Origin of the sequence: Nitrospira sp., assembly GCA_030692565.1 — a bacterium.
Taxonomy (GTDB): domain Bacteria; phylum Nitrospirota; class Nitrospiria; order Nitrospirales; family Nitrospiraceae; genus Nitrospira_D.
The window spans coordinates 116,458-141,465 of the sequence record JAUYAO010000058.1; the positions used below are offsets into that span (position 1 = coordinate 116,458).

Annotated in this window: 24 protein-coding genes; 7 read left to right on the top strand and 17 right to left on the bottom strand. The window is 61.3% G+C overall.

Features of this window, described 5'->3' with window-relative positions:
• Positions 1-45: 45 nt before the first annotated feature.
• Together Q8N04_17260 and Q8N04_17265 are read right to left on the bottom strand one after the other, a co-directional pair.
• The gene (locus Q8N04_17260; protein MDP3092425.1) at positions 46-657 is read right to left on the bottom strand and encodes a YceI family protein; all 612 of its coding nucleotides are present in this window, start codon (positions 655-657) and stop codon (positions 46-48) included.
• A gap of 53 nt (positions 658-710) precedes the next feature.
• The gene (locus Q8N04_17265; GenBank protein MDP3092426.1) at positions 711-1,706 is read right to left on the bottom strand and encodes an energy transducer TonB; all 996 of its coding nucleotides are present in this window, start codon (positions 1,704-1,706) and stop codon (positions 711-713) included.
• A gap of 90 nt (positions 1,707-1,796) precedes the next feature.
• Here Q8N04_17265 and tdh point away from each other — a divergent pair, with 90 nt between their 5' ends.
• The 3 genes from tdh (at position 1,797) to Q8N04_17280 (ending at position 6,158) form a co-directional block, all read left to right on the top strand.
• The gene (gene tdh, locus Q8N04_17270) at positions 1,797-2,831 is read left to right on the top strand and encodes an L-threonine 3-dehydrogenase (GenBank protein MDP3092427.1); all 1,035 of its coding nucleotides are present in this window, start codon (positions 1,797-1,799) and stop codon (positions 2,829-2,831) included.
• A 7-nt stretch (positions 2,832-2,838) separates the two neighbouring features.
• Positions 2,839-4,026: a glycine C-acetyltransferase gene (locus tag Q8N04_17275; protein ID MDP3092428.1), complete on the top strand. Its 1,188-nt coding sequence runs from the start codon at positions 2,839-2,841 to the stop codon at positions 4,024-4,026.
• A 62-nt stretch (positions 4,027-4,088) separates the two neighbouring features.
• Complete coding sequence (locus tag Q8N04_17280; GenBank protein MDP3092429.1) at positions 4,089-6,158, top strand: adenylate/guanylate cyclase domain-containing protein; 2,070 nt, start codon at positions 4,089-4,091, stop codon at positions 6,156-6,158.
• 25 nt (positions 6,159-6,183) lie between these two features.
• Here the strand turns inward: Q8N04_17280 and Q8N04_17285 are convergent, their stop codons facing one another.
• The 5 genes from Q8N04_17285 to Q8N04_17305 all read right to left on the bottom strand — a co-directional run bounded on the left by Q8N04_17285 (position 6,184) and on the right by Q8N04_17305 (position 10,956).
• A complete protein-coding gene (locus tag Q8N04_17285; GenBank protein ID MDP3092430.1) occupies positions 6,184-7,260 on the bottom strand; it encodes a FecR domain-containing protein in 1,077 nt (358 codons plus the stop codon).
• 299 nt (positions 7,261-7,559) lie between these two features.
• Positions 7,560-8,276, bottom strand: a complete 717-nt coding sequence (locus Q8N04_17290) for a CBS domain-containing protein (protein ID MDP3092431.1) — start codon at positions 8,274-8,276, stop codon at positions 7,560-7,562.
• Between the two features lie 140 nt (positions 8,277-8,416).
• Positions 8,417-9,337, bottom strand: a complete 921-nt coding sequence (locus Q8N04_17295) for a VacJ family lipoprotein (GenBank protein MDP3092432.1) — start codon at positions 9,335-9,337, stop codon at positions 8,417-8,419.
• Between the two features lie 119 nt (positions 9,338-9,456).
• Positions 9,457-10,128 carry an alpha/beta hydrolase gene (locus tag Q8N04_17300; protein ID MDP3092433.1) on the bottom strand — a complete coding sequence of 224 codons (672 nt, stop codon included), beginning with the start codon at positions 10,126-10,128 and terminating at the stop codon, positions 9,457-9,459.
• 123 nt (positions 10,129-10,251) lie between these two features.
• Positions 10,252-10,956, bottom strand: a complete 705-nt coding sequence (locus Q8N04_17305) for a hypothetical protein (GenBank protein ID MDP3092434.1) — start codon at positions 10,954-10,956, stop codon at positions 10,252-10,254.
• A gap of 308 nt (positions 10,957-11,264) precedes the next feature.
• Here Q8N04_17305 and Q8N04_17310 point away from each other — a divergent pair, with 308 nt between their 5' ends.
• The 4 genes from Q8N04_17310 to Q8N04_17325 all read left to right on the top strand — a co-directional run bounded on the left by Q8N04_17310 (position 11,265) and on the right by Q8N04_17325 (position 15,145).
• Positions 11,265-12,629: an NAD(P)/FAD-dependent oxidoreductase gene (locus Q8N04_17310; protein MDP3092435.1), complete on the top strand. Its 1,365-nt coding sequence runs from the start codon at positions 11,265-11,267 to the stop codon at positions 12,627-12,629.
• 16 nt (positions 12,630-12,645) lie between these two features.
• Complete coding sequence (locus tag Q8N04_17315) at positions 12,646-13,692, top strand: hypothetical protein (protein ID MDP3092436.1); 1,047 nt, start codon at positions 12,646-12,648, stop codon at positions 13,690-13,692.
• Between the two features lie 73 nt (positions 13,693-13,765).
• Complete coding sequence (locus Q8N04_17320) at positions 13,766-14,716, top strand: polysaccharide deacetylase family protein (protein ID MDP3092437.1); 951 nt, start codon at positions 13,766-13,768, stop codon at positions 14,714-14,716.
• Between the two features lie 18 nt (positions 14,717-14,734).
• Positions 14,735-15,145: a hypothetical protein gene (locus tag Q8N04_17325; GenBank protein ID MDP3092438.1), complete on the top strand. Its 411-nt coding sequence runs from the start codon at positions 14,735-14,737 to the stop codon at positions 15,143-15,145.
• Positions 15,146-15,200: 55 nt separating this feature from the next.
• Here the strand turns inward: Q8N04_17325 and Q8N04_17330 are convergent, their stop codons facing one another.
• The 10 genes from Q8N04_17330 to Q8N04_17375 form a co-directional block, all read right to left on the bottom strand.
• Positions 15,201-16,022: a glycosyltransferase family 2 protein gene (locus tag Q8N04_17330; protein ID MDP3092439.1), complete on the bottom strand. Its 822-nt coding sequence runs from the start codon at positions 16,020-16,022 to the stop codon at positions 15,201-15,203.
• A gap of 233 nt (positions 16,023-16,255) precedes the next feature.
• Positions 16,256-16,984: a 3-oxoacyl-ACP reductase FabG gene (gene fabG / locus Q8N04_17335; GenBank protein ID MDP3092440.1), complete on the bottom strand. Its 729-nt coding sequence runs from the start codon at positions 16,982-16,984 to the stop codon at positions 16,256-16,258.
• The gene (locus Q8N04_17340; GenBank protein MDP3092441.1) at positions 16,981-17,424 is read right to left on the bottom strand and encodes a hypothetical protein; all 444 of its coding nucleotides are present in this window, start codon (positions 17,422-17,424) and stop codon (positions 16,981-16,983) included. Before Q8N04_17340 ends, fabG begins: the two co-directional genes overlap by 4 nt.
• The gene (locus Q8N04_17345; GenBank protein MDP3092442.1) at positions 17,409-18,209 is read right to left on the bottom strand and encodes a beta-ketoacyl synthase chain length factor; all 801 of its coding nucleotides are present in this window, start codon (positions 18,207-18,209) and stop codon (positions 17,409-17,411) included. Before Q8N04_17345 ends, Q8N04_17340 begins: the two co-directional genes overlap by 16 nt.
• A complete protein-coding gene (locus Q8N04_17350) occupies positions 18,209-19,420 on the bottom strand; it encodes a beta-ketoacyl-[acyl-carrier-protein] synthase family protein (GenBank protein ID MDP3092443.1) in 1,212 nt (403 codons plus the stop codon). Before Q8N04_17350 ends, Q8N04_17345 begins: the two co-directional genes overlap by 1 nt.
• Before the next feature lie 119 nt (positions 19,421-19,539).
• Positions 19,540-21,861, bottom strand: a complete 2,322-nt coding sequence (locus Q8N04_17355; protein ID MDP3092444.1) for an MMPL family transporter — start codon at positions 21,859-21,861, stop codon at positions 19,540-19,542.
• Positions 21,858-22,472 carry a LolA-related protein gene (locus Q8N04_17360; protein ID MDP3092445.1) on the bottom strand — a complete coding sequence of 205 codons (615 nt, stop codon included), beginning with the start codon at positions 22,470-22,472 and terminating at the stop codon, positions 21,858-21,860. The genes Q8N04_17355 and Q8N04_17360 overlap by 4 nt, the downstream gene beginning before the upstream one ends.
• Complete coding sequence (locus Q8N04_17365) at positions 22,447-23,343, bottom strand: hypothetical protein (protein ID MDP3092446.1); 897 nt, start codon at positions 23,341-23,343, stop codon at positions 22,447-22,449. The genes Q8N04_17360 and Q8N04_17365 overlap by 26 nt, the downstream gene beginning before the upstream one ends.
• Entirely contained in the window at positions 23,340-23,666 is a 327-nt protein-coding gene (locus Q8N04_17370) for a hypothetical protein (protein ID MDP3092447.1), read from the bottom strand. Before Q8N04_17370 ends, Q8N04_17365 begins: the two co-directional genes overlap by 4 nt.
• Positions 23,656-25,002 (bottom strand): AMP-binding protein, encoded by a 1,347-nt coding sequence (locus Q8N04_17375; GenBank protein MDP3092448.1) that lies wholly within the window; start codon positions 25,000-25,002, stop codon positions 23,656-23,658. Before Q8N04_17375 ends, Q8N04_17370 begins: the two co-directional genes overlap by 11 nt.
• Positions 25,003-25,008 lie beyond the last annotated feature (6 nt).

Here is a 25,008-nt window from a genome sequence, read left to right on the forward strand (position 1 = left end):
GCTCACCAGGTGAGCCGGCCGGGATCTAGGAGGAGCGGGAAACGGCTACGGCTTTTTGGCCTTGATGCACTCGATATCGAGCCGGATATTCACCTCGTCGCCGACGACAAACCCGCCGGTGTCGAGCGTCTTGTTCCAGACCATGCCGAAATCTTTCCGATTCACTTTTCCCTCGGCGGTAAATCCCCCGCGTGTGTTGCCCCAGGGATCTTTGGTGACGCCGTTAAAGGTTCCGACTAACGTGATCTCTTTCGTTACGCCATGGAGCGTGAGGTCGCCAAGTGCCGTATAGCCCTCGCCGGTCTTCTTGTAGCTCTTCAATTTGTAGGTCATCGTCGGAAACTTTTCGACATCGAAGAAATCCGCGTTCCGGAGATGCGCATCCCGCTTCTCGTGGTTGGTGTTGACCGACCCCGTGTTGATCGTCGCTTCGATCGTCTTGAACTGGTGCGCCTCCGCATCCATCTCCACCACACCCGTGTAATCCATAAACTTGCCCGCCGTCTTCGAGACGACCATGTGGGCGACGCGAAACTCAATGATGGAGTGATCGGGATCCAGATCCCAGCGCGCCATCTCGGCCCCTGCCCCCGCCGGCCATCCGGCCAGTAACACCGCACACAAGATGCCAGCTTTCACGATTGTCCGTTGATACATGCACCCTCCATGAGATGAACTGCCCGAGAACACTGCCCCGCACTTCTGTCCCGTCACTTTTTAGACGACCCGGCACCGGCCTCAGGCGAGGCGGCTTGTTTGTTCGTAATCGATTGCACCTCTCGTGCTCCGGTCTTCGCCCCCGTCCGCATCCGCACATGGACATCGACCGCTTCCGACTCGATATTATCCGGAAACGGGGGGAACGGCTGGGCATGGACCACCGCATAAATCCCCGCCTCATCGACTTCCCGCGCGCCGGATCCTTTTTCAATCTGAATCAACTGCACGCGTCCGCTGGGGTAGAGCCTGAACTTCACCCGGACCGTCTCGCTCGTCGGTGCGTGCCGCACATGGCGGACCGTACGGCTCCAGCTGCGGCTTACCAGATGACTGATCTGCTGCCAATAGGCCTTGCCCTGCCCTGGTGTCGGCATCGGAAGCAAATCTTCCTCGACCACCAACCCGCCCGAGACCGGCAAGGCGTCCGGCTGCACTTCGTCCTGCGCCGACTCCCCGCCCGGCGGCTCCTCGGAACTCGGCAGCGGCGTATCGCTGCCTTCGTTGGCCGCCTCCTGCTTCCCCATGGTGACATAGACGACACGCGTGAGCACCCGCTCAAACTTGTCTTTCTTCACGCGGGCAATGGTTACTTGCACTCTGGCGGCTTTGGGAGGGACCGAGAGTTTTCCTGCTGGAATCGGCTCCATCGTGGCCGATCCCTTCATCACCATCTCGACGGTGTCAGGCTCCAACGCGACCACGCGCTTCTGAAACAGAACCGATTCGCAAATCGCCACCAGCGGCGCGCCGCCTTGGGTCACCCCGCCAACAGCGATCGACAAGTCAAACGGCTTCCCCACTTGAATATCGCCGGACGCATCGGCCGTCGCCAGGTCAATTTTGACCCAACGCGTGCCGATTGGCGCAGGAGAGGCTTCTGACGGGGATCCTGCCGCCTGGCTGACTGGCATGAGACTGAGCGGAAGGAGACAGAGCCCGAGGGCGCCGGCCAGCAAGGCGAGAGGACTGGGCGCGGGGTGGTACATAGAGGCATCCTACTCAGCCCCGTGATCGAGTGCAACCCGATTTTTCGGCAAGCACGTGCCTCCTTCACAGGGTTACGTTAGAATACAGCTATGCGCGCACTCGTGAAAACATCCGCTGGCCCCGGGCTGACAGCAATGACTTGTCCGGACCCGACTCCAGGACCGAACGATGTCATCGTGAAGATCAAAGCCACCTCGCTCTGCGGCACCGATGCCCATATCTACAACTGGGACCCCTGGGCGCACAGCCGCATTCATCCGCCCCGCATCATCGGCCATGAAATGTGCGGCGAGGTCGTCGAGATCGGCAGGGATGTCAGGCGAGTGAAGATCGGCGACTACGTTGCGGCCGAATCGCACATCACCTGCGGCCACTGTTTCCAGTGCCGCACCGGCCAGGCCCATGTCTGTCGAAACTATCGCATCCTCGGAGTCGATCGCGACGGCTCCTTTGCCGAGTATGTCGTCCTGCCGGAGAATGTGCTCTGGAACACCTCTCCGTCCATCCCGCCGGAATACGCCTCGGTCCAGGAACCACTCGGCAATGCGGTCGATGCCGCCCTCGCGGAAGACCTCACCGGCCATACCGTTTTGATCACCGGCTGCGGACCGACCGGATTATTCTCGACCGCCGTCGCCCGCACCGCCGGCGCGGCGACGATCATTGCCACGGATGTGAGTGACTATCGCCTCGGCCTGGCCAAACAGGTCGGCGCCGACTACGTGTTGAACGCCAAGACCCAGACGCCCGAGCAGATCGCGGCGGCGATTCGCGAGATCACCGCCGGAGAAGGTGTCGATGCCTCGTTGGAAATGTCCGGCCACCCGAGCGCGCTGCACCAGGCCTTCGGCGCGGTCAAGAACGGAGGACGGGTGACCCTCTTCGGCATTCCGACCGGGCCGATCTCGTTCGACCTGGCCAACGAAATCATCTTCAAAGGGATTCGCGTGCACGGCATTACAGGCCGGCGCCTCTTCAGCACGTGGTATCGCCTGGCCGGGCTCTTCAAAGCCGGGCTCAACATCAAGCCGATCGTCACGCATACCTTCCCGATGAGCGACTACGCCCGGGGGTTTGAGTTGATCAATTCCGGACAGTGCGGCAAAGTGGTTTTGTTTCCCTGATCCAGCCATGGCGTACCAGTCACTCAAGAAAGTGCTCACGCAACAACTCGCCGACATCCGCGCGGCGGGGCTGTATAAGCACGAGCGGCAACTTCTCAGCCCGCAAGGGACCGACATCCGCGTCGCGCAAGGCCCGGCGCTCAACCTCTGCGCGAACAACTACCTGGGCCTCGCCAATCATCCGGACATCCGGCAAGCCGCCGTCGACGGATTGACCGAACACGGATACGGCATGGCCTCCGTGCGCTTCATCTGCGGCACCCAGGATCTGCACGTGCAGTTGGAACAGGCGATCAGCACCTTTCTCGGAACCGAGAACACAATTCTCTATAGCTCCTGCTTCGACGCCAACGGCGGCCTGTTTGAGGTGCTGCTGAGTGAAGAGGACGCCGTGATCAGCGACGCGCTGAATCATGCCAGCGTGATCGACGGCATTCGGCTCTGTAAGGCGAAGCGCCTTCGATACGCCCATGCCGACATGGCCGAGCTTGAAACGCAGCTACGAGAAGCCCGTTCCTGCCGGCTGCGCCTGATCGCGACCGACGGAGTCTTTTCCATGGATGGAGATCTCGCCAAGCTCGATGAGATTGTCGAGCTGGCCGATCGCTACGACGCCATCGTCATGGTGGATGACAGCCACGCGACCGGGGTGCTGGGTCCGAACGGACGCGGAACGCCGGCGCATTTCGGGGTGGTCGATCGAGTGGATATCGTGACGAGCACGCTCGGGAAAAGCCTCGGCGGCGCGGCCGGAGGATTCACCTCGGGACGGGCGGAAATCGTCGAGTTGCTGCGTCAGCGCTCGCGTCCGTACCTCTTTTCGAATGCCCTGCCGCCGGTGATCGCGGCAGCCGCGCTGCAAGCGGTGCAACTGGTCGCACAAGGCGATGTGTTGCGCGCGCACCTGCGTGACAACGCCGCATTTTTCCGCACACAATTGACTGCGCTCGGATTCCGGCTCGTCCCCGGGCATCACCCTATCATTCCGGTAATGCTGGGTGATGCCACCCTCGCGTCACGCATGGCAGAGAAACTGCTCCAGGAAGGCATTTACGTGGTCGGCTTCAGCTTTCCCGTCGTGCCGAAGGACCAGGCGCGCATCCGCGTGCAGATGTCCGCCGCGCATACGAGGACGCAATTGCAACAGGCTATCGGCGCCTTTGAAAAGGTTGGTCGAGAACTCGGAGTGATCTAAGCGCGCGCGCTGCTGAGATCGTTCAAGACAGTCGCTCCCCGTCCTGTTAGAATCTTCCCCGCATGAACGGCACGTTGATGAAGCGACTCCTCGTCAGCACGGCGCTCGCGCTGCCGGTCGGCGCACTGCTGATCGCGGCGTACCATCGACAGGTCTTCGCGACGGCGCAGGTACAAAGCACGGACTTTCTCTTTGCCGCCCGGGCCGGCGAACAATCCCGGACCACCGTCATCGTCGGCATCGATCAACGCAGCTACCGCGAACTCCTCCCGACATATGGCCCGCTGGTGAACTGGCCTCGCACACTCTATGCGCAGGCCCTGCAGGCTCTACGCGCAGCCGGCGCGCGCACGGTCGTGCTCGATATCTTCTTCGACGCGGCCAAATCGGACGACCCGCATCTCATCGCCGCCATGCAAGAGATGGGCAACGTGATTGCGCCGCTCGAAGCGCAAGGACCCAAAGCGCTTCATCCACGACCCGGGGTCGCGCAGGAGTTCGAGGTGTTCGTCTCTCCAGCCGCCGCCATCCGGTCCGCGGCAGTGGCAGAGGGGACGGTCAACGTCACCACGGATCGCGATACAGTGGTCCGCAGTCTACCCCTCTTATTGGAAGCGAAGGGGCAGGTGCATCCGGCATTGGCGCTTTCAGCCGTCGCGCGCTATGTCCGGCGGCCGGCCGTGCTCGACGCCGACGCCACGGACGAGACCGCCTATGGAGCGGGGCGAGCCATTCCATTGATCGACAACGGCCGCATGCTCATCAACTTCCTCGGGCCTCCGTCGAGTCCGGAGCGAGGCGGTGCGTTTACCATTCTTCCTTTCGTGGACCTGCTCAACAAGTCGTTCGAGCCCGACCTCGTACGAGACAAAATCGTGCTGCTGGGGTTGACCATTCGCGGCGTGGACGAGTTTGCCACGCCCACAACGGCGGAAACCAGAATGTGGGGCGTGGAAGTCCAGGCCAACATCGTCGAAACGATTCTCGGCCAGCGCTATCTCGTGCCGAGCTCTGCACCGGCGACGAGCCTGCTCGTATGCGCGGCCGCGTTGATCGGAACCTGGCTCGCGGCGCTGCTCCGCCCCATTCGCGCGGCGATGGGATTGTTGGGATTGCTGCTCCTGTATTTCCTGGCCGGCGGGATCCTCTTCGATCAGGGGACGCTCTTGAATCTGATTTATCCGCCCGCCGCGCTGGCGCTCGGCTTTGCAGTCAGCCAAGTCTATCGCCTGCTCTTCGAACAAGCGCAGCAACGGACGATGCGGGACGTCATGGCGCGCTACCTCTCGCCTTCCGTCAGTCAGTGGGTCCTGAACCAGCCCGAGCGTCTCACGCTGGGAGGTGAAACCCGCACGATGACCGCCTTCTTCTGCGACCTTCGCGGCTTCACGACCCTGTCCCAAGCCATGGAGCCGCAAGCCCTCGTGGCGCTCCTGAACGACTACATGAGCGCGATGACGGAGATCGTGTTCCGGCATGACGGCGTGCTGGACAAATACATCGGCGACGAGATCATGGCGTTTTGGAATGCGCCGATGGATCAACCCGACCATGCCGCCAGGGCCTGCGCCACGGCGCTCGATATGGTCCAGCGGCTGCACGAACTGCGCACGCAGTGGAAAGAACGGGGCAATCCGCAACTTGACCTGGGTATCGGGATCAACACCGGCCCGATGGTGGTGGGGAATATGGGATCGCGTGACCGGCTCGCATATACCGTCCTCGGAGACGCCGTCAACATTGCGTCCCGCCTGCAAGGCGTCAACAAAGACTATGGAACCAGAGTGCTGGTCAGCGAGGCGACAATGAACGCCGCCGGAGAGTCGTTCACGTATCGGTATCTCGACCGCGTACAAGTGAAAGGACGAACCGAACCGCTGGCGGTGTATGAGGTGGTGTCCTACCGGCATCAGCTCGATCCGAAAACGGGGACGCTGCTGGAGCGGTATGCGAGCGGCATCGAACGGTATCACGCCGGGCAATGGGCGGCGGCGGCCGAACTCTTCGACAGGCTCCTGGCCGATTATCCGGGAGACGGCCCGAGCGCTCTCTACCTGCGCCGCAGCCGGGAGTTTGCCGCAACTCCTCCCCCGCCTGATTGGAACGGGGTCACGATCCTGACAACCAAATAGCCGTGGGCTGCCGTCTTCAGCCCGCTCACTCCCAGGGAGACAGCAAGAGCACGCCCGGCAGGGGGGCATCCATCGGCTGAAAGGGTGTCGCCGTGAGACCGACCACTTTCGCCGTCTTCGGATCGCCCGCCGTCGCGTCATCAAGTTGCGGCAGAATCGTGCTCACCAGCCGCTCTCCTTTTTTGATCGTCCCGGAAAGCCGCTGTTGGGAGACCTGCACGCCCTTGTGCAGCCCTGCAATCGTTACCTCGAACGAGCCGCTGATTTCCCCTTCCACGATCAGGGTGAAGGGCGCCGCAACACCGGCCGGGACTTCGACCACGCGCCCGCCCTGTTCCGTCAGCCCGGTGAATGAGCCGAATACCTGATTCACCTCAAACCGAGGAGAGACAAATCCCGCCAGCCTGGCCTTGTCTGCCATCAGGGTTAAAGGCAAGACGCCCGACGACGTCGCCACACGCAGCGCGCTGTCATTGGAGAAAAACGGATGCGGGTTGGACGGCTGGCCGGTTTTCACGACGTCCATTTGGCCGGGCTGCAACTCCGAGATGATGCGGCCGCTCGGGTCGACGAGAAAGAGGTTGCCGGCGCGGGTCCAGCAGGTAAAGGTGCCATCGGCCTCCTGCCTGGCGCCGATGAGGCCGTCATGGACCGTGGCTGTCGCACTGTTGGATTCGAGCGAGAAGCTCGATCCTGAATCCACCAGCTTGGCGACACGAGCCCACACGGTACCCAGATTGACCTTGATCCGGACAGTCGATTGCTTCTTGCTGAGATCGGCCTGCTTGACCGTCGCATCCGAGTCAGGTTGTACGGTCAACGTACTGCCGTCGAGGAAGGTCACCAGCGCCGTGGATTTAGGACCGGTCACCACATGCGCTCCGACGGCCAGGTTCATGCCGTCTTTCGCGGCCCGAGCCGGGCCGCCCTCAGAAGGAACCACTTGCACGTCGCCCGCGATGATATTCAGGGTCGCAGTGGCAGAGGCAACCGGCGGCCCGGCGGCCCCGGAAGAGGTCGCCCCACCGAATAACGCGATCACGATCACCGCCCCGGTCCACAACAGGATGAGCGCTCTTCGCAGGCTCAGAACTGGACGCATAGAGACCTCCTCGTCGATCGATCAGGCGGACGTCAACTCCTCCGGTCGCCAATCATCCGTCATTATAGTAGGAATAGAACTGAGGACGCCAACGGCAGATCGTTCGAATGACGGCTGGATCAACCGGGCGCGATCATAACAATGAGATCCACCGCATCCGTCCCGATTGCCCCGGCTGGCCACGGGCGCTGCCTCCCGATGAATGAGCAAGAAATACGGTCAACCCGATGGTCCCGAAAGGGCAGGCGCGCATTCGCGTGCGAATGCCTGCGCCGTTCACGAAGACTGATTGATGGGTATTATCGGGTCGGGGTCAACGAAGGAGGCCCAGGTTTCGGGTCGGCATGAGGGGACTGCGTCGCCTCCGTAGAGGGCTTGCTTGATCGGGCGGATTCCGTCACGTGCAGTGACGCGACAGAAGCCGAACTCCACGGGCTCCAGTAGCCCACCGCGACCAGAGAGATGACCGCACCGATCGCCGCCAACGCGATGGTGGCTCCGATCCAACGGGCGTGCTGACGGACCTCCTGCTGCAAACCGAAGAGCACCCGCCTGAACTTCCGGCGCTTCACCATCGGGACCATCGCCGTCGATCGAACCAGCCTGGCACCGAAGGGGCCCGAGCCGTTAGCGGCTTCGGTGAGGTTCCAGGAAGCCAACCCGGCCACATTCCCTTCGCCGTCGACCAGCGGAACCTGTCGTACCAGGCTCTGCGCCAGCACGTGCAATACCTGTTCATCGGACGCCTCAGCCGCCGCTGTCACCAACGGCGCGGTCATGATCCGACCGAGCGTCGTCGACCGGGGGTCAAGGCCATTGGCCACGACCCGGGTCGTCAGATCCCGATCGGTGACGATTCCCACCGGTCGATGATGCCGCACCACGAGCACGACCCCGACCTTCCGCCAATGCATGATGCGCGCAGCATCGTAGACCGACACCTCCGGCGGCGCCGTATGGACGGCGGCGGAAAAGCCCGGGCTCTGACTGAATGCAGGAGTATTCCTAAAAGAGATGCCGCCTGGCAGGTTGATTCACAAGGCCCGCATCTCCTTGTCGGAGACCTACAGGGAGAACTGAAGTAAACCGGCGCGGAACGCCGACGGGCCGGCCGCTGGCGGCCGGACATGAAGCGGTTCGACGTCGTTCTTTGCGGTTACTCGCGGATCGCCCGCGCACGCTTTTGGAGGTAGGCGTTGCGGACGGCGGCGTACAGATCCAGCGTGGCTTCTTCAACCCCCTGGAACTTTTCGAGGTTCAACGAACGGTCGTTCACAATTTCAAACACCCGGCCCCCGAGCTGCACTACCGTACTGGTGGCCCGATCCGTATGGCCGATCACCGAGGGAATTCCTTCGACTTCGATGATCGGCGCCACCAGCCAGTTGAACGGATTGAGCGCGATGTCGCCAGCAAATCCGATCAGGTCGCGAACATTAAACGGAGGCAGCAGCGGCAACACCACATACGGCCCCGGCTTGACGCCATAGAACCCTAACGTTTGACCGGTATCTTCCTCGGGCGTGGTAATGTCCATGTCTTTCGCCACATCGTACAGACCTCCGAGTCCGAAAGTCGTGTTCAACATGAACCGTCCCATCTCTGTCGCAGCCCCCCGCACCTTGCCCTGAAACACATTATTGAGAAATCGGCTGGGAAACCGGAGATTGTAGAAGAGGTTGCTGATTCCGACTTGAACAGGGTTGGGTATGACGACGTTGTAACCCTGTGCCACCGGCTTGAGCACCCACCGGTCCACCTTCCGGTTAAACTCAAAGACCTTCGTATTCAGCGATTCCCACGGATCATATTCCTCAACACCTTCTTCGCCGGACTTCGCGAAGGGATCGAAGGGCTCGTCTGACGCTTGTTCCGTGACATCAGCGGCAGGAGTCGGCGTCACCGATGCATCGGCGAGCAGCACCGGCGGCGTGGGAGGTTCGAGCATAGCTGTTGGCACGGCGGGCGCGCCGGTCCGGCCGGCACAGCCCGGCAGCCATAGCAACGCCAGCAAAATGAGAACGCCAAATCGCATAGCTCTCTGATCGGTCGTTACGTCTTCTCTCTTGATCGTCATTCCGTCATGCCTCGTTTCAACTGCCCCGGACTGGGATGCGCGCGCGATGCCCGGCGCACTGTACCAAATGTGGCGACCAATCACCAAATGCATAATTCATGGACGCGCGCACTGTTCGGCTAAGCTGCAATCGCGGTTCGAACGAAATCAGCAAACCGGCGAAAGTACACGCTCCCGCCCACTTGATAGGTATTGTTGTGATCCGCGCCGGCTATCGCATACCACCATTTCGGCGGCTTGGCGGCCTCGAAAACCTGGCGGCCGAACTCGATAGGAATGATGTCGTCCCGATCGCCGTGGATCACGAGCGTGGGAAGGGACAGCTGCGGAAGGCGATCGATGAGATTGAATTCCGCCCCGAGCAGCCAATGCACCGGCATGCCGCCGTAGTGATGTTTTGCGATCGCGGCAATCGACGGGAACGGCGACTCCAAAATCAATCCTGCCGCCGGCTTCTGGGAGACAAGATCGGTCGCGACGGCAGCGCCCAGCGACCGGCCGAACACGACAATCCGTTCCGAGCGAATCAGCCGCACCCGGGTAAGATAGTCGTAGGCGCCGATCGCGTCTTGGTAGAGCCCGTCTTCCGACGGCTTGCCCTGGCTTCGACCATATCCTCGATAGTCGAAGATGAAAATCGACAATCCCAGCCGATAGAGCTCGCGCAGGTTTTCAAGCCGGTGAATGACGCTCCCGGCGTTGCCATGACACCAGAGCAGCACGCCGGCATCCGCGCGTGCTTCGACATACCAGCCGAAAAGTTTGGTGCCGTCCGCCGATTGAAACCACACATCTTCCAGCGGAAGGCCGCTCGCGCCTCTCCAGTCGCGGTCTTCCCATGGTTCAGGACGGTAGACAAAGAATTGGTCGAGGATGCTGATAGGGGCCTCGATCGAACGATATTCGTTCTGTAACTAAAACGACCAGCCGACACCACCCGACACGATCTGAGTCTGAAAGTCGAGCTTCACTTTGGAGTTGCCGGCCCCTTCACTGTCAAAACTATACTTCGTTCCAAAATATTTGTACTCGCCGAATACAAACAACCGCTTTGTCACGAACGCTTTGATGCCGCCCAAGAACTGATAGGCGAAGGCCATATCGCCGGAAGTTCCCGTGAGCGCCAGATTGCCGTGTTGGATCGACGCATCGTAGAGCACTCCCATCGAGGTGCCTCCGCCGACCCCGATATACGGCTGCACCATCTCGCCCGGATACCGCAGCATGACGTTGTACATCGTATTCACGGCGATCAGGTTCCCTTGCGCCTGAGTAGTCCCTGATCCGGACGTGATGCGCGGAGCCCGCACGCTGCCCCCAAGGCCGAACGCTTCAATTTCTCCGCCAAGAATCTTATTGGTAAACCACGGATAGGCTTCGAACTTTATGCCGGCGCCGAAAGTGCCGCGGATATCGGTCCGCGGGACACTTGCCCCGCCAACCGTGAGATTGTTGTCCTGCGGGAAAAATCCCATCGCATGGCCGCTCAGATAGAGATCGACCTTACTTTCAATCTTTGGGGGCGGCACAGGATCTCCGGTCTCCTGGGCAAACCCTACCCCGAATCCGGCAGTGAGAGTCCAATCAATGAGGAGGATACGGACCAGCAGGCTCAGCATGATTGCGGATCGTTCATTGTGTCTTAGGAGGGGAGACAGAGCGACTCCAAGCATAAAGCGCTTGCCCGGTTCGGACGATGTGTGCCCGGCAAATGGACGCAACGCTCTCCTCAGAACGGTACTCCCTATATTAGGAATACTGTTCCTCCGGGCGGCAAGAAGTACCATGCGTCTGAAGCTCGGTCAAGCTGTGAAGAGCCTACGCCCTTGTCGACGAAGTTGGAACATTCATGCACCTCACAACTAGCCATGGCTGAACCGCTTGGGTATACTCCGCGCGACATCTCTGTCACCGAAGGAGTTCTCCCTTGGGTCACTCAATTGCCGGTGAATCAGCTCAAGCACTCGTGACCTGTGATGTGCTGGTCGTCGGCGGCGGGCCGGCCGGATCCACAATCTCCGCTCTGTTGGCCGAACAGGGCTGGAACGTGCACATTCTCGAAAAAGACCCCCACCCGCGATTTCACATCGGGGAGTCGCTCCTGCCTCAATCGCTCCCCATCTTGAAGCAACTGGGGGTGCTCGCGGAAGTCGAACAAATTGGCCTTATCAAGTACGGCGCCGAGATGGTCTCCCATCGTTACGGCCGGTCGCAGATGTTCTACTTTGCCAAAGCCTTCGATGAATCCCAACCCTACGCGTTTGAAGTGAAGCGGTCCGAGTTCGATGCCATTCTCTTGAAGAAGGCAATCTCTAAAGGCGTGAAGGTCTACGAAGGAGTCAAAGCCCAGCGCGTCGAATTCCGCCCCGGTCAGAGTTCCCTGATCCACACGGAAGATCGCGAAGGCCGGCCGCAAACCTGGGACGCGAAGTTTGTCGTCGACGCCAGCGGCCGCGACACCTTTCTCTCGAACCAGCTCGGCGGCAAGCGCCGAAGCCAGCAACATAGCAGCGCGGCGATCTTCGGCCACTTCGAGGGGGTCGGACGGCTCCCCGGCAAGGACGAAGGCAATATCACCGCCGGGTGGCTGAACGACGGCTGGTGCTGGCTGATTCCTTTCAAGGACGGCACCACCAGCGTGGGGGTCGTCTGCCATCCGGACTATATTAAGTCGCGAACGGTCCCACTCGATCAATTTCTCCTGGATACACTGCGACAGTCCCCTCCGATTGCCCAACGCATGGAACGGGCCAAGCCCCTGACACAGACCTATGCCGCCGCAAATTTTTCCTATCGGCGAGACACGATGTCCGGCGACGGCTATCTGATGGTCGGCGACGCGTTCGCCTTCATCGACCCGGTCTTCTCCAGCGGGGTCCACCTGGCCCTCAATAGCGGCACACGAGGAGCCAAAGTCGTCGACGCCTATCTTCGGAAGTCGCCTGAATATGCCGCGCACCTTCAAGAATTCGAACGCATGGTCCGCCGCGGCATCAAGACCTTTTCCTGGTTCATCCATCGATTCAATCAGCCGGCCTTTCAGTCGCTGTTCGTCTCAACCAATCGGCCTCCAAAAATCGAACGGGCGGTGCTGTCCTTGTTGGCCGGGGATGTGTTCGCTCAATCCCAAGCGCGCATCCCTCTTTTCTGTTTTAAAGTTGTGTACTACATCGTTTTCGTATTGAATTGGAAAGAGAATTGGGCCGGGGCCCGCCGCCGCAAACAGGGCACGAGAACGACCGTGACCGAAGTCAAAGATTACGCCGTAACCCAAGCCAACGCGCCAAGTTAGCCATCAGGGAATAGATATGGGACAGCGCGCCATACCGCGACCTCTGAGAGCGCATCAGCCGTTGCTCGAAGTCGTCCCCCATCTGCGGATGGACTACGTCGAATCCGCCAATCTGGCTCATATGCTCGCCACATCCGCCACCCTGCCCATGGCCATTGTGTCTTTTGGCGCGCCGGTTTCATCCGCAGTTTCCTGCCCGGTCATCACGCTGGACCTTCCGCAATTGGACGGCCGCCCGCTTCTGGAAGTGTGGACGAGCGACCAACCGGTTGCCGTTCACCGGATGAACGAGTTCTCCGCCGCTACGAGCGGCGAGATCCTGGCGGGCACGCTTCAACTAGAAGAAGAACCCGGCGCGGGACTGCAGCTAACGACAGAGCGGGCGTACCGGCGCCTGCTCCGTCACGTCCAGGAATTGGGATTCCCTTACCTCTGGCGAATCTGGAATTTCTTTCCCGGCATCAACGAAGACGAGCACGGGCTCGAACGCTATCGCCAGTTTTGCGTCGGACGCTATCAGGCGCTCGCCGGGACGCTTCAAGGCTTCCCCGGGTCACTTCCGGCCGGAACAGCCGTCGGGACGCGGTCAGGTCCTCTCCAGCTCTATGTGCTTGCGGGCACTCATCCGGCCACCCATCTGGGCAATCCCCGCCAAGTCCATGCCTATGAATACCCGGAACATTACGGTCCCTGCAGCCCGTCGTTTGCGCGCGCCACGCTCCTCCAATCGGATCTTCATACCCAACTGTTCATCTCCGGCACAGCCAGCGTGGTGGGACACGAGAGCCGCCACATGGGCCTCCCTGAAACCCAGACGCGTGAAACCGTCGACAACCTGCGCGCCCTGATTGCCCATCCCGAGGAACTATCGGGAACAACGCGCCGCCATCAGCCATCACGCGGTCGGTATAAGGTCTACGTCCGTCAGCCCGATCATCTCGAAGCCATCCAACAAGCCCTCAGCATTCCGCTGTTTGCGTCGAGCCAGATCGTCTATCTCCAGGGGGATCTCTGCCGCAGGGAACTGCTGGTTGAGATCGAAGGGGTCGTCACCACAGACTGAGTCACGCCATGTCTCCATGCCAATCCTCACAGCCTGACATCCGCGCGCTCACCACACCCAGGGCGGGTCTGTAATGGGCTGGACGGAACCATCCCGGCGAGCCGCCCTGCCGATCAACGGACAGGAGGCCGGACGGACCGCAAAACCGGGCAAGCAGTTTTACTTCACCATCGATTGCGACTGGGTCCCCGGTTCGCATGTCGGGCTGGCGGCACTCCTGGACTGTTGCGACCGCTTCCGCATCAAAGCGACGATCTTCTTTGCCGGCCGATTTGCCGAAGCCTATCCGGAGCTCGTCCGCGAATGCCTCCACCGCGGGCACCAGCTCGGCACCCACGGCTGGGCGCACGGGGGGCTGGAAGAGGATGAGGACTTCCGTATCGCGTCCTACGAGCAACAGCGGCAATGGATCCGGCGGGCAACGGATGCCGTGGAGAAAGCGGCCGGCGTCAGGCCGGTCGTGTTCCGGGCGCCGAATCTGTGGATCGGCGAAACCACGCTCCGGGTCCTCGAGGAAGAAGGCTATCACTACGACTCATCCGTTCCCGCCAGGCGATTCGACATGGGACTCGGCCGTGTCCACTATCTCAAATACTTCAGCGCGCCCAGGGACCCTTACCGCCCGTCACGCAGCAATCTGAATCATCCCGGCGACAGCAGCATCGTGGAAATGCCGCCATCGTCTTGTCTGTTTCCGGTCAATCTGGCCACCCTGCGCACGGTCGGCCTCAGCAAGTTCCAGCGCATGCTCCGATGGATCGGAGCACGCTCGCGCCACCTCGTCTTTTACTGCCACCCGGGCGAATTCGTGCTGGCCACCGAACAAGCTTTTCCCCGCTCCATGTCCAAATGGAATCAGAACCGGATGCGGCCGGAGAACTTGGTTCTGGTGAACCAGTTACTCGATCATATCCTTGAGATCGGATATACGCCGGCCCGCATGACCGATACCGCAACGCGACACCTTGACGTGAGGACCAGTGGGGGAAGAAGAGCAGGAAGATTTCAACCAGAGCAGTTCTAATCAATAGGAGGGGGAGCGATGAAAAGACTGCGATCCGGAGTTGTGGTGGTTTGCTTAGCCATGGTCGTTGCAGTGGGTTGCCGAGGCGGCGGTCAGGTCTATGAGGTCAAAGAAGCTGCCGTACAAACAGCCACGGGGAAAGACGCATCGCAAGACCAGGTCCAGAAAGCGATCATCGAAGCCGGCGTGAAGCTTGGGTGGGTGATGGCCGTAGCCAAGCCGGGAGAGATCGTCGGGACGCTCAACGTGAGAAGCCATACGGTAATCGTGACGATTCCCTTCTCATCGAAGAACTACAGCATTCTGTATAAAGACAGCACCAATCTGAAGTACAACGCCGACAAGCACACCATCCATGAAAACTACACGGGCTGGATTCAGCGGTTGGATAACGAAATCCGGGTACGCTTGACCGCAGTCGGTATGTAAGATCGTTCCGTCCTCTGCCGAAGAAATACGGCAGAGGACGCCTCGACCGAAGTCCTCACCTACGTTCCGTCTTCTGCTCATGAGGCGCCCGCAAGACTCGATGCGGATCCGAAAGCGGCTCGGCCCGCCTCAACACGCGCCACAAGCCACTCGGATTGAAACCGGCTGACAATATTCTCCAGGCCACCATCCGAGTAATACCGGCGATGTCATCCAGCGGACGGAAATGGCTTGGACGAGGTCCCGAGCGGGACAAGACCGTCACTGGCACCGACCGGCAAGAGAATCCTCTTTGGACGGCCTCGATCACAATCTCACTCTCAAACACGAAACTCCGCGCACGATCGTAGGGAACCGCAACCCCTTGAAGCACCACCGTGGGATAGAGCCGAAACCCTGACTGACTATCCTCGACCGGGAATCCAGCCGCCCATCCGATCCAGAAATCAGCCACTCGATTGGCAAAATACCGCCAGAACCATGCTCTTCGCTGATCCCGCCGCCTGGCACCGAGCAAGAACAGGCTCGAGTCCTGAGCCGCGGCCGCTAGAAACAACGGAATTTCTTCGGGAGCATGTTGCCCGTCGGCATCCAGCGTGATGACGCCGGCCGCTCCCTGCGCGAGAGCGTGTTGAAATCCTTTCCAGAGACTGCCGGCTTTCCCGAGATTCTCTTCGTTGCGTAGAACCGTAACGTCCAGCCCCGTAAGCGCCTTATCAGTCCCATCAGTCGAACCGTCATCCACCACAATCACATTGGCGCACTGCTGTCTGGCACGCAGGGCCACATCACGAACCGTCGCCGCTTCGTTGTAGGCCGGAATCACGACCCAGTAGGATTGAGCACTATCGTATAGCTCAGAATGCTGCTCAGTCACCGAGAGATGTCCTACCATCATTGTGCCTATCACAAGCGTAGTTGCCTAACTGGTCTTGTTGCAGGATGGTCAAAAAGGTCACTGTCTCACCCGCCCAACCCCGGCGCGCCGAGACGCGCCGTTCCGCAGGCAAGGCCGCAGCAAGTGAGGGGCCGAGGCGTACCCTCTGGGGTACGTTGAGGGTCTGAACGACGCGAGAACGAAGCCGGAGGCCTTTTTCAACATCCTGCCTTTCACGCCATGCCTCCGTTGATGCCGATAACCTGACCGGTGATGTACCCCGCTTGTTCGGACACGAGGAACGAGACGAGCGCCGCGACTTCTTCCGGCGTCCCCACTCGCTTCATCGGCACCATCGCATCGACCTGCTCTGGCTTGAATGACTGTCTCGTCGCCGACGACTCGATCAAGCCTGGCGCAACGACATTCACAGTGATCCCTCTGGACGCCAGCTCGATCGCCAGCGACTTGCTGGCTCCGTGGAGACCGGCCTTCGCCGCCGCATAATTCGTCTGTCCGCGATTGCCGGTTACTCCGGCCAGTGACGAGATCGAGACGATCCTCCCCCAGCGGGTGCCGATCATCGGCAGCAACAACGGTTGAGTGACGTGGAAGAATCCGTTCAACGACAGATCGACAACCTTCCTCCACTGCGCTTCCGTCATCCCGGCCATCGGAGCATCGTCATGAATGCCTGCGTTATTGACGATCACCTGGATCGGCCCGTCGGCAAGCAGGACCTGCAGCGCCTGTCCTGTGGCTGCACCATCGACAATGTCAAAGGTCGCCACCGTCGCCGACCCTCCTCCGGCCGTGATCTTCTCTGCCACCTGCTTCGCCGATGCGCTGTGCCGATACGCATGCACGATGACCGCATAACCGTCCGCGGCGAGCCTCTCGCAGATCGCGGCGCCGATCTCACCGCTGCCGCCCGTCACCAATGCGCGTTTCTTTGTCATCATGCCACCGCCTTGATAAAGATCGACGCGCGCCCCTCGATGACGGTTCGATCCCCGAGCGCGACGGTGAACCGATACATATAGCTCTGATCCCCTTCTACCAGGCGTGTGGCCTCCACCATGAGATCGGAATCCGTGTCATCGAGCTGATCGGCGGTAAAGATGACATCCCGTACGCTGCCCACATAGCCTATACGGCCTTCCATCCGATGGTCCCGATCGAGCAATCCCGCATGCACACCCATCGCTTGGGCGGCATACTCCAGTCCGACCGACACCGAGAGGCGACCATGGTGACGGAGCGGATGGTTCGGGTCCCGGTGCGTGGCCGTCCGGCAGCGGATCGTCGTCTCATCCCACGCCTCCACCGTATCGAGCAAGCGCATGGACCCGCCATGCGGCAGCAATCGGCCGATCTCGTCTTTGGTCAGCGACGGCAGCACTCGACCTCGACGGTCAGGCGTTGATCATCCAACAGGTTCAGATTGATGGTGGCGCGACGCTCCATGGCCAGCGCCTGTAGTACCGGCAGCAATCGGGCAGCCGGATTATCGAGCCTGAGTTGTTCGAACTCCTGGCTGAATGCGTGGCTCACATCACGACCGGCAGCGGCTGTCAATGTCATATCGGCAGTCGCGAGAACCTGTTCGACTCGAGGCGCGAACACGAAGGCCGCGGCAAAGGCAGAGGCGATCGGCCGGGCGCCGTTGAGCGGCGCCGGCGCCGGCAGATCGTAGGCGACAAAGAGAACGGGGCGCTCTTCGACGCAGGCATAGGTGACGGCTTCCAAGAGCCCGGCTGCGCAGGAGTCGTCATAACAGGACAAGGCCGTCGAGGACTGCTGGCAACTCGTCGCAATGCCCCAATAGCCCGCCGCCGTATTGTGCACGGACTGATGAAACAGCGTCGGCGAGACCACCCGCTCGGTGGTTGCCAGCGCCCGGCATAGCTTATCCAGCACCTCCATCTCCCCGCCGGACGAGGCAAAGACGGTCGCAACCTCCTGAGGATCGAGCCCGGATTGCGCCATAGCTTCCTGCGCCACCTGCACGGCCCACCGGACACAATCGCTGCTCCGCCTCCGCTCGTTTGCAGGCAGCCGCGAGGCATCCGGGGCCGGCAACGTACGTGGATCAAACGGCCGCTTACCGGCCAGCACCTCGCGCCCGGCCGCCCAGCCATCGAGGCCGGCCGCAAGCAGTCCTACGCCGAGAATTCCGACCTGCATCACAGCGCTCCCAACACGAGACTGCAGTTATTGCCCCCGAATCCAAAAATATTACTCACCACACGCCGGATCGGCCGATCCTCGTTCTCACGGAGAATGCGGCTGCGCAACGTCGGATCGACCCGTTCGCAATTGAGCGTACCGGGGATGAATCCCTGCTTCAGACACAGGGTCGCGATGACGGCCTCCGTGACTCCTGCCGCCCCTAACGTGTGTCCGGTCCAGCCCTTCGTCGAACTGCAGGCCGGCCCATCGGCAAAGACCGAATACACCGCCTTGTCCTCGACCGAATCGTTGGCTCGAGTCGCCGTTCCGTGCAGGTTGATATAGTCGATGTCTGACGGCTGCAGGCCGGCCCGATCCAGCGATTGTCGAATCGCGCGAATCGCACCGGCGCCTTCCGGATGAGGATGCGACATGTGATACCCGTCGGTGCTTTCGCCGTACCCCAGCAATGCGATGGCTCCCTTCCGGCCCACCCGCTCGCTCGATTCGAGGAGCACATACCCCGCCGCTTCGCCCAGCGAGAGCCCGTCGCGATCTTCGTCGCAGGGCCGGCAGGGGCTCGTCGAGAGCAGTTGCAGAGCGGAAAAACCGTACAATGTCGTGTGGCACAGACTATCCACGCCTCCGACAATGGCCGCATCGCAGAGACCGGCCTGCAAAAAGCGCGCAGCCGTCGCAAACACTTTGGCGCTCGACGAACAGGCCGTCGAGATGACCATCGCGGGCCCCCGCAAACCGGCGCAGGCTCGCACGAAATGGCCCAGCGAAAACATGTTATGGGTGTAGCGGTACCGGGAAGCATACCGCTGCGGCAGCGAACCGGTCTGGGGATCGCGATTCCGATAGGCTTGCTCGGTCTCGAGAATGCCCGAGGTGCTGGTGCCCATCACCACGGCGATCCGATCGGCGCCATACCGCTGTTTCGCTTCTGCCACCGCGACCATAAACCCGTCCTGCTGGAGCCCTAACCAGGCTAGTCGATTGTTCCGGCAATCGAAGGGCTCTAAGTCATGGCCGAGCGAAAACTCTTCAAGCCCCGCGACTCGCCCGATGTAGGTCTTGAGCAGCACGTCTTCGAAATCGCACGGCGTCAGCCCCGAACGGCGTGCGCGCAAGGCCTGAGACACGGCGCCCACTCCGCGCCCATTCGCCGTCACGAGCGTGTAGGCCGAGAGCGTCAACGGTGTCATCGGTCGTTTAGGCATTGGGTTGCCCTCGTTCGCCACAACAATCCAGGCCGGCGGTAGCGACCACGTCGATCCTGCAACAAGCATTCGCCGTAACCAGCGTATAGGCCGAGAGCGTCAACGGTGTCATCGGTCGTTTAGGCCTCGGCATGAGCCCCCTCATCCGCCATCGTCCCGGCAAACAGCAGACAGCTGAACGATCCAATCGCGGCGGTCAGGCCGATCGCGTGCAGCACCGGAATCGCCGAACAGGCCAGCACACCGAATACGAGGATGGTCGTGGCGCTGCAAACCAGTAAACCATACAGGGTACGTGCGCGCTCCTCGCCCGTGCCCTCCGGCCGGTTGAGAAACAGCGCGTAGTCGAGGCCGAGCCCGATGACGAGCAGAAACGTCGCGACGTGAAAAAGCGAGAGCGATTCGCCCGCCGCGTTCACCGCAGCGGCCACCACAACCAGCGCGCTCATCATGGGTAACAGGACCGGCCGCAGCACGCTGATCGACTTCAGTCCGATCGCCAGCACGACGGCAATCACCAGCAGCCCCCAGGCCACGATCGCAAGGGTTCGATCGCGATAGGCCGTCATCAACCGGTTGGACTCCTGCTTAAGATCCACGTAGGCCACTCCAGGAGCATGCCAGCCTGCCACGATTTCGGCCAGGCGCGCCCTGTCTGCCACTCCCCGTAGCGGCACCACGGCAGACCATTGGCCTTGTTGCTCAATCAACAATGACCCCAGCTTCATCCCCACAGCGGTACCTTGGAATGTGTCGCGGTCGATCATCGGTTGTGTCCGCGAGGAATCGATCGCGTCAAGAAACGGCGCAAAGAGTCCGGGTGCGAACGGCAGCCCCGAGAGCGCGGTCTGGAGGTTTTGTTCCAGCACGCTCCGCTCAGGAAGCGCCTGTTGCCTGGCCTGCTGACTGCGGCGGCTCGGCAGATACGAGGCAACCAGATCGTAGCCCGCCACCATCTCGCCGGTTCGCAGTTGTTCCAGTTGCGCCATCACGGCTTCTCCGCGTTGGAGCACATCTTCAGCCGTCTGTCCCTCGATGACGAGCAGATCCCGGACATCCGGTGCGCCCAGGTCCTGACGGAGCTGCTGATCGAGCCGTTTCCTCGCGTCCGACACCGGACTCAGGCTCCCGAGATCCGTTTGCCACAGAGGCGTATCAGACCACAATAGTATGAATGTCGCAAGAACGACCGCCCCCGGCACCAGCCACTTGGCCCGGGTGAGTTGGGCCAACGCCGGCACGATCCCGCGCGGCACCTCCCGGGGAACAAACGCCGGCGGAACACAGACCGGCAGGACATACCGGGTGACCAGGGCTGCCGCGACGAGCCCGACCACCGCGAAGAGGCCCAACTGCACCAAGGCAGGAAATCCGGACAGGAGCAGTGAGAAAAACCCGATCACGGTGGTGAGCACACCCAGGCGCATCGTGGGCCAGATGGCCCGGATCACAGCGGGAGCAGAGCCTCGCACACTCACATGGCTGAACAGGTGAATCGGATAATCATCGACAATCCCCAGCAGGGTGATACCGAAGCCGAGCGTGATGCCGTGAATAAAGCCGAACCAGCTATTGACGGCCAATACACCGGCCACAATGCCGGTCGACAGCGGAATCGCGCTCAGCAACACCAACGTCACCGACCGATAGCTCGCATAGAGAAAGAGCACGACGAGTATGGACGCGGCAGTTGAAAGCCACCAGACCTCCGCTTCGATGGTCTGTTTGATCTCCACGGCAAACACACCGGGACCGCTCATCACTACGCGAAGGGACGCAGAACGGCCCGGCAAGGCCTCGAACGTCTTGCGGATGTCCTGCTGAATCGTCGCCTGCGCATCAGCGTCAAACCCTGTCGCTCTCGTTTCCGCGACCAGCAAGGCCTTCGTATGATCCTCCGACATCCAGACCCCGCGATGTTTCGCCGGCCCCTCCTGCCCCGCCCAGTCTTTGAGGATCCCCAGAAAAGCTCCCGTCGGATCTCCTGGAATCGTCTCTTTAATCATGGATGCCAGGGGGGAACGGAGGTCGTCAAGCCGTTGTTCCAGCGATTGACGCAAGGATTCCACCGAGAATGCCTCCGGAGTCACCTGCCGACTCAACAGATAGCGGGACCGGAACAGCAGCTCCTGATCCTGTTTCGACAGTGCCTGAGCGCCGTTCCCGATGACGTTGAAATGCCCGGTCGCCCGCAGTCGCGTGCCGAACTCTCGACTGGCCTGAGCCAGATCCTCCGGATCTCCACCTTCGATGGCCAAGAGCATCAGCCGGCCTGCCACGCCGGTGCGCACTTGCGTGAGGAGCAACCGTTGGGTCGCCGTCGTGCCTTCCGGCAACAGGTCGGCCAGCTCGCTATGCACGGACACCTGCGTCGCCGCCAGCCACAGTCCGCAGACCATCGCCAGAGTCCAGAGCCCCATCACACCGAACCGCCGGCTCATCGTGTGGATTCCCGCAGCACGGTCATGACCGATCGATCTCCGTCCGGCAAACGAATGGCAATGGTCGCCACCCGGCCCTCCGATCCGGTGAAGAGGATGTAATCCACCATCGACTGGCCGGCCGCCTCGCGAGGGCGCAGCAAGAACGTCCATTGGCGACGGGTGCCCTCCAGCGTAACGTCATACACTTTCTGCAGCCGAGCCGCGTCGCCGGTAAAACTCGCGCGGAAGGCGTCAACAAAGCTGCGGAGCGCGGGATAGTCTTCGAGCGAGATCGACCGCTTGATCCCTTTCCGTTCGCTCTCAAACAACACCCGGTCTCCGTCAATCACGTACCGCTCGCGAAACGGCTCGGTAATGGCTTTCTCCATCGTCGCCGGCGGAGTGAATCGCAGCACACCCTGGACCTTCAATGGTTCGGTCAACAGTGACGAGTAGGTCGCTTCTTCAAACCGCATGGAGGGCTCGCGCTGCTCCTTGAGGAGCGCCACCAGCCCGTCGATCGTCCACGGCGCAGTGGGGACATCGACCGCAGCCAGAGCCCCGCTGCCGAGCAGGAGCAAGAAAGAGATACCGGTGATGGCTTTACGAAGAGGCCTGCCAAAAATCATAGAAATTGAACCAATTGTCCGGTGCTGCTCGACTGTAATGCGCCAGCCGCTCCGCATATGTCTGCGTCCAGCGCCGCACATCCTCTTGCCGATCGTCCGCATGCAGCCGAAGGGACTCACTCAATAATTCTAAATGAATGTCGTACCGGTTGCCTCCCCGGTAGAGTCCGAAAAACAGCACGACCGGCGCGCGCACGACATGCGCCAACCGCACGGATCCGGTCGGAAACGCCGCGGTCTCGCCGAGAAATTCACAGCGCACCGATTGATCTTCCGCCATCAGCCGATCGCCCATGATGCCGACCACGCCGCCGCGGGCCAGGCATTCTTGAACTTGCAGCATCGTATCCACCCCGCCGACTTGAATCACCGTCTCGGCGACAGCGGGATTCAATTCCTGTATCAAGGCTCGGATCAAGGGGGCATTCTGCTCGTCCATCAGCACTTTGACGGCTATCTGCTCCCGCGACAGCCCGACCGCCCTTACAATCTCGAAACTGCCAAGATGCGACCCCAGCAAGAGACAGCCGCGCCCCTGCGCCAACACCCCATCCAGCACTTCAAGCCCATGAACGCGGATATCGAACAGATCAAACCGGCCCCGCAAACAATACACCCGATCCAGAAGCGTCGAGGCAAACGAGTGATAGTGACGAAAAAGCGCCGGCCAGCTTGGGGCACGGCCCTGGAGATGCTCATAATACCGGCGAAGGGCCCGGTTCGCCTGCTGCGAGCCGCAGAGATAGTAGAGACAAATCGGATAGAGCAGCGCGCGGGCGAGCGGCCTCCCCAACGACTGCGCTACCCAGGCCATGAGACGTATTGCGACCGGACTGCCGCGCTCCGCTTGCTGTTTCCAGGCGACCGTCATGGCATTCTCGCCCGTCCGGCAGCCGGGAGTTGAACGCGCATCGAGCCGGCGGCCACGACCCGTTGATCAACTCGGCAGGTAAAGACCGCCGTGTCAGCCTCGTCCTGTTCGATCTCGATGGTCAGTGGCTGGCCCGGCAAGAGCGGAGAGGAGAGCTTCACCGAAGGCAGGCCGGTAACGACCAGCGCCTGCCCCGCTTGAAGACGTAGCGTCTCGATGACTTCGTCCAAGATCACCACGCCGGGTACGACCGGATGGCCGGGGAAGTGGCCGGACAGAGCCGGATGATCCGGGCTGATCGAGACGACACGTTCATGCTTCATGCGGCAACCCTCTGGCGTATTGCTTGGCGAACAGCAACAAGGCCTCGCGCGGCAATTTGCCCGTCCCGTTGCGCGGCAGTTGCGGCACGAGCAGGAGCGGACGGGGAAGAAACACGGGATCGATCCGCCGGCGCAACGCCTGCTGAATCTCTTCTACGGTTTTCCCCGGTGCCACCACACAGGCGATCAGTCTGGTCACCAGATCGGCTCCCTCTTCGGGCAGGAAAAAGACTCCGTCTTGCACTCCCTCGATCTCCAGCAGTTTCTGGTTCAGATCGCCGAGCGAGACGCGATGGCCGGCGATATTGAGCTGATCGGCTTCCCGGCCATGCACCACGAACTGCCCTTCCGCATCGACGGTGATGCGGTCCGGCACCCGGACCGGAGTCGGCAGATAGTCGGCCTGCACTGTCCACACCGCCTGGTCCTGCGCGAGACGCACCCCGTCCAACGGTCGCCAGCGATCGCCCTCGATCGTTCGCCGTTCCGCCACGCTGCCCGCCTCGGCAAAACCGAATATTTCATGCACGTGGGTGTGAAAATGCCGTTCGGCTTCTTGCGCCAGACTTCGGGACAACGGCGCGGTTGCAGAGAGGATCAATCCAAGAGGCGGCACGCGCACGCCTTCGGTCACGCAGGCGCGAAGATGCAACGGGGTTGTCACGAGAATGCGCTTCCCCGCCACCCCGGCCAAGGCGTCACGGATGTCGGCGGGAAAGAGCGGTCGCCCGGCATGCATGACCAACCCCTGCATGACCGGCAACATCACCGAGGCCTCCAGCCCGAACATATGCTGATGCGGCACGGTCGCCACCACCGCAGCTCGCTCGCCGACCTTCAGACCCAGTCGGGTTCCCGTCGCCTGGGCGACAGCCGTCAAGGCCCCCCAGGTTTTTTTGTTCGGCATCGGTTGGCCGGTGCTGCCCGAGGTAAACGCGATCGCCGCGACTTGATCGAGCGGGATATGCGGAATCCGCTTCGGCCATCCCGCGATACTTCTGTGCCGCTGCAGGACCACGGACTCAATCCCCTCGACCGGTTCATCCTGATTGGTCAGACAATAACTCTCTCGATAGTCGCCGGCGATCCGGCGCAATGTCTGAGGCGCCCGGCTCTGGGGCAGCAACGTCACCTGCCCCCGCAGCATCGCCGCCGCGAAGCCGACCAGAAACTCATACCGGCTGGACAAGAGATTCAAGACCGCAGGACGATCAGGCAGAGAATCGGCAAGGCGGGTGACATCGGATAAGAACTGCCGGGCGGTGCGTGGGCCATCGCCCTCCCACGCCAACACGTCTTCCGGATTGTAGGGGCCAATCAGTGGAGCGTCGTGCATGGCACC